The organism is Blastococcus saxobsidens (assembly GCF_002938435.1).
Taxonomy (GTDB): Bacteria; Actinomycetota; Actinomycetes; order Mycobacteriales; family Geodermatophilaceae; genus Blastococcus; species Blastococcus saxobsidens.
In genome coordinates this window covers 1-5,546 of the sequence record NZ_POQT01000068.1, presented here as the reverse complement: position 1 = coordinate 5,546, position 5,546 = coordinate 1, and the positions used below count along the sequence as shown (strand labels likewise).

Annotated in this window: 3 rRNA genes; all 3 read left to right on the top strand. The window is 58.7% G+C overall.

Features of this window, described 5'->3' with window-relative positions:
• The first annotated feature begins 164 nt into the window (after positions 1–164).
• A 16S ribosomal RNA gene (locus tag C5507_RS21760) occupies positions 165–1,683 on the top strand.
• Positions 1,684–2,162: 479 nt separating this feature from the next.
• Positions 2,163–5,285: ribosomal RNA gene (locus tag C5507_RS21755) — 23S ribosomal RNA — on the top strand.
• A 130-nt stretch (positions 5,286–5,415) separates the two neighbouring features.
• Positions 5,416–5,532 (top strand): 5S ribosomal RNA (gene rrf / locus C5507_RS21750).
• Together the 16S, 23S and 5S rRNA genes form the textbook arrangement of a ribosomal RNA operon.
• Positions 5,533–5,546 lie beyond the last annotated feature (14 nt).

Sequence of the window (5,546 nt, the reverse complement as noted above, 5' to 3'; positions counted from 1 at the left end):
AAGGGTCGAGTTTCTGCGCGTCCGCTCCTTGAGAACTCAACAGCGTGCCGAAAGTCAGTGCCAAGTAATACCCCGTGCCGCGGCTCGTGCAGTCGTGGCAGGGATTCCTTTGGTTGATTGATATCGCGAGTGTCAGCTCGCGGTTCTCAGCTGCGATCAAATCATCTACGGAGAGTTTGATCCTGGCTCAGGACGAACGCTGGCGGCGTGCTTAACACATGCAAGTCGAACGGTGAACCTGCTTCGGTGGGGGATCAGTGGCGAACGGGTGAGTAACACGTGGGCAACCTGCCCTCAGCTCTGGGATAACTCCAAGAAATTGGGGCTAATACCGGATATGACTGCTGACCGCATGGTCTGGTGGTGGAAAGATTTATCGGCTGGGGATGGGCCCGCGGCCTATCAGCTTGTTGGTGGGGTAGTGGCCTACCAAGGCGACGACGGGTAGCCGGCCTGAGAGGGTGACCGGCCACACTGGGACTGAGACACGGCCCAGACTCCTACGGGAGGCAGCAGTGGGGAATATTGCGCAATGGGCGAAAGCCTGACGCAGCGACGCCGCGTGGGGGATGACGGCCTTCGGGTTGTAAACCTCTTTCAGCAGGGACGAAGCGAAAGTGACGGTACCTGCAGAAGAAGCACCGGCCAACTACGTGCCAGCAGCCGCGGTAATACGTAGGGTGCAAGCGTTGTCCGGAATTATTGGGCGTAAAGAGCTCGTAGGCGGTTCGTCGCGTCGGCTGTGAAATCCCGAGGCTCAACCTCGGGCCTGCAGTCGATACGGGCGGACTTGAGTTCGGCAGGGGAGACTGGAATTCCTGGTGTAGCGGTGAAATGCGCAGATATCAGGAGGAACACCGGTGGCGAAGGCGGGTCTCTGGGCCGAAACTGACGCTGAGGAGCGAAAGCGTGGGGAGCGAACAGGATTAGATACCCTGGTAGTCCACGCCGTAAACGTTGGGCGCTAGGTGTGGGGCTCATTCCACGAGTTCCGTGCCGCAGCTAACGCATTAAGCGCCCCGCCTGGGGAGTACGGCCGCAAGGCTAAAACTCAAAGGAATTGACGGGGGCCCGCACAAGCGGCGGAGCATGTTGCTTAATTCGATGCAACGCGAAGAACCTTACCTAGGCTTGACATGCACGGAAATCCTCCAGAGATGGTGGGTCCGTAAGGGCCGTGCACAGGTGGTGCATGGTTGTCGTCAGCTCGTGTCGTGAGATGTTGGGTTAAGTCCCGCAACGAGCGCAACCCTCGTTCTATGTTGCCAGCACGTCATGGTGGGGACTCATAGGAGACTGCCGGGGTCAACTCGGAGGAAGGTGGGGATGACGTCAAATCATCATGCCCCTTATGTCTAGGGCTGCAAACATGCTACAATGGCCGGTACAAAGGGCTGCGATACCGCGAGGTGGAGCGAATCCCAAAAAGCCGGTCTCAGTTCGGATTGGGGTCTGCAACTCGACCCCATGAAGTTGGAGTCGCTAGTAATCGCAGATCAGCAACGCTGCGGTGAATACGTTCCCGGGCCTTGTACACACCGCCCGTCACGTCACGAAAGTCGGTAACGCCCGAAGCCGGTGGCCCAACCCTTGTGGAGGGAGCCGTCGAAGGCGGGATCGGCGATTGGGACGAAGTCGTAACAAGGTAGCCGTACCGGAAGGTGCGGCTGGATCACCTCCTTTCTAAGGAGCACTTCACCGGCAAGCTTTGCTTGTCGGTGCAGAGCCGCGCTCAGGACACGATGGTTCACCACTTCTGGTGGGCTGCATGCTCCTGCAGGTGGTGCTCGAGGGTGGAACGCTGACCAGTTCGGCCGGCAGCTGCTGCTGCTCCTAGTACGGCTCGTCATCTCTTCGGGGATGCGGGTGGGGAACGGGGTGGCAGGGGTGGGCTGGTCGTAGGCACGCTGTTGGGTCCTGAGGGAACGGGCGCCCGGACGACAGAGTCCGGGGGAACGGTTTCTTCTGTCGGGGCCGCCTGGGTCTCATACCGCTGTGACGCTTGAGGGTGTCGTGGGTCTGGTGGGGTCGGTGCAGGTGGTGACTGGTCGTACGTTGAGAACTGCACAGTGGACGCGAGCATCTTCTGACTCTTGTAGCAAAGAGTTTGTGTAGGCCCGCTTCTTGTTTCCTTCCGGGGGCAGGGGGCGGGATTTTTGTGTGGCCAAGTTGTTAAGGGCACACGGTGGATGCCTGGGCACCAGGAGCCGATGAAGGACGTAGGAGGCTGCGATAAGCCTCGGGGAGCTGTCAACCGAGCGTTGATCCGAGGATTTCCGAATGGGGGAACCCCGCACCAGTCATGTGGTGTGACCCGCGCCTGAACACATAGGGCGTGTGGAGGGAACGTGGGGAAGTGAAACATCTCAGTACCCACAGGAAGAGAAAACAACCGTGATTCCGTGAGTAGTGGCGAGCGAAAGCGGATGAGGCTAAACCGATCGCATGTGATAGCCGGCAGGCGTTGTGTGGTCGGGGTCGTGGGACAGTTCAGTCACTTCTGCCGAGGTGGCGGGGAGTTATAAAAGACTTGTGTTAGTGGAAGGCCTCTGGAAGGGGTCGCCGTAGAGGGTGAGAGCCCCGTACACGAAAACTCAGTCTCTCCCGAGCTTGTTTCCCAAGTAGCACCGAGCCCGTGAAATTCGGTGTGAATCTGGCGGGACCACCCGCTAAGCCTAAATACTCCCTGGTGACCGATAGCGGACAAGTACCGTGAGGGAAAGGTGAAAAGTACCCCGGGAGGGGAGTGAAATAGTACCTGAAACCGTGTGCCTACAAGCCGTGAGAGCCTTATCCACTTCGGTGGAGGGGTGATTGCGTGCCTTTTGAAGAATGAGCCTGCGAGTTAGCGGTACGTGGCGAGGTTAACCCGTGTGGGGTAGCCGTAGCGAAAGCGAGTCCGAACAGGGCGATTCAGTCGCGTGCCCTAGACCCGAAGCCGAGTGATCTACCCATGGCCAGGTTGAAGCGCGGGTAAGACCGCGTGGAGGACCGAACCCACCAGGGTTGAAAACCTGGGGGATGAGCTGTGGGTAGGGGTGAAAGGCCAATCAAACTCGGTGATAGCTGGTTCTCCCCGAAATGCATTTAGGTGCAGCGTCACGTGTTTCTTGCCGGAGGTAGAGCACTGGATGGCCGATGGGCCCCACAAGGTTACTGACGTCAACCAAACTCCGAATGCCGGTAAGTGAGAGCGTGGCAGTGAGACTGCGGGCGATAAGGTTCGTAGTCGAGAGGGAAACAGCCCAGATCATCGGCTAAGGCCCCTAAGCGTGTGCTAAGTGGAAAAGGATGTGGGATCGCAGAGACAACCAGGAGGTTGGCTTAGAAGCAGCCACCCTTGAAAGAGTGCGTAATAGCTCACTGGTCAAGTGGTTCCGCGCCGACAATGTAGCGGGGCTCAAGCACACCGCCGAAGCCGTGGCATTCACATGTAGCCCGTCGGATCCCTTGAGGGTCCGGCCAGGTGTGTGGATGGGTAGGGGAGCGTCGTGTGGCGGTCGAAGCGGCGGAGTGATCCAGCCGTGGACGCCACACGAGTGAGAATGCAGGCATGAGTAGCGAGAGGGGAGTGAGAACCTCCCCCGCCGGAAGACCAAGGGTTCCTGGGCCAGGCTAATCCGCCCAGGGTGAGTCGGGACCTAAGGCGAGGCCGACAGGCGTAGTCGATGGACAACGGGTTGATATTCCCGTACCCGCGAAGGAACGCCCATGCTGAACCCAGCGATACTAACCGTCTGAAGCCGGTGAGGTCACTTGTGACCGATCCGGTGGAACACGGGACCTGGACTGGTAGTAGGCAAGCGATGGGGTGACGCAGGAAGGTAGTCCTACCGGTGAGTGGTAGTACCGGTGCAAGGGTGTGGCCCGTGGGGTAGGTAAATCCGTCCCACACACAGGGTGAGGCCTGACGCATAGCCGAATGAGGCGAATTGGATGATCCTATGCTGCCGAGAAAAGCCTCTAGCGAGTTCCGAGCGGCCCGTACCCCAAACCAACTCAGGTGGTCAGGTAGAGAATACCGAGGCGATCGAGCGAACTGTGGTTAAGGAACTCGGCAAAATGCCCCCGTAACTTCGGGAGAAGGGGGGCCATCTGCTGTGAACCGCCTTGCGCGGGGCAGCGGTGGGTGGCCGCAGAGACCAGTGAGAAGCGACTGTTTACTAAAAACACAGGTCCGTGCGAAGTCGTAAGACGATGTATACGGACTGACGCCTGCCCGGTGCTGGAACGTTAAGGGGACGGGTTAGCCGCAAGGCGAAGCTCAGAACTCAAGCGCCAGTAAACGGCGGTGGTAACTATAACCATCCTAAGGTAGCGAAATTCCTTGTCGGGTAAGTTCCGACCTGCACGAATGGCGTAACGACTTCTCAGCTGTCTCAACCACAGGCTCGGCGAAATTGCACTACGAGTAAAGATGCTCGTTACGCGCGGCAGGACGGAAAGACCCCGGGACCTTTACTATAGCTTGATATTGGTGTTCGGTTCGGCTTGTGTAGGATAGGTGGGAGACTGCGAAGCGGGCACGCCAGTGTTCGTGGAGTCGCCGTTGAAATACCACTCTGGTCGAATTGGATGTCTAACCTCGGTCCGTGATCCGGATCAGGGACAGTGTCAGGTGGGTAGTTTAACTGGGGCGGTTGCCTCCCAAAATGTAACGGAGGCGCCCAAAGGTTCCCTCAGCCTGGTTGGCAATCAGGTGTCGAGTGCAAGTGCACAAGGGAGCTTGACTGTGAGACCGACGGGTCGAGCAGGAGCGAAAGCTGGGACTAGTGACCCGGCACTGGCATGTGGAAGCGGTGTCGCTCAACGGATAAAAGGTACCCCGGGGATAACAGGCTGATCTTCCCCAAGAGTCCATATCGACGGGATGGTTTGGCACCTCGATGTCGGCTCGTCGCATCCTGGGGCTGGAGTAGGTCCCAAGGGTTGGGCTGTTCGCCCATTAAAGCGGTACGCGAGCTGGGTTTAGAACGTCGTGAGACAGTTCGGTCCCTATCCGCCGTGCGCGTAAGAGACTTGAGAAGAGCTGTCCCTAGTACGAGAGGACCGGGACGGACGAACCTCTGGTGTGCCAGTTGTACCGCCAGGTGCACTGCTGGTTAGCTACGTTCGGCAGGGATAACCGCTGAAAGCATCTAAGCGGGAAGCTCGCTTCAAGATGAGGTCTCTCACCGGGTCAACCGGGTAAGGCCCCCGCCCAGACCAGCGGGTTGATAGGCCGGAAGTGGAAGCACCGCAAGGTGTGGAGCTGACCGGTACTAACAGGCCGAGGGCTTGACCACACACACCTACCCACAGCTGTTGCTGCCAAGGTGTCAGGTCAACAAGATGATTGTCGCGTCCACTGTGCGGTTCTGAACGCACGACCACTCCGGTTCCCCACCGGAGGTGTGTCGTACAAGTTCACAGAGTTACGGCGGTCATGGCGAGAGGGAAACGCCCGGTCACATTCCGAACCCGGAAGCTAAGCCTCTCAGCGCCGATGGTACTGCCCTGGAGACGGGGTGGGAGAGTAGGACACCGCCGGACATACTTTCACCGAA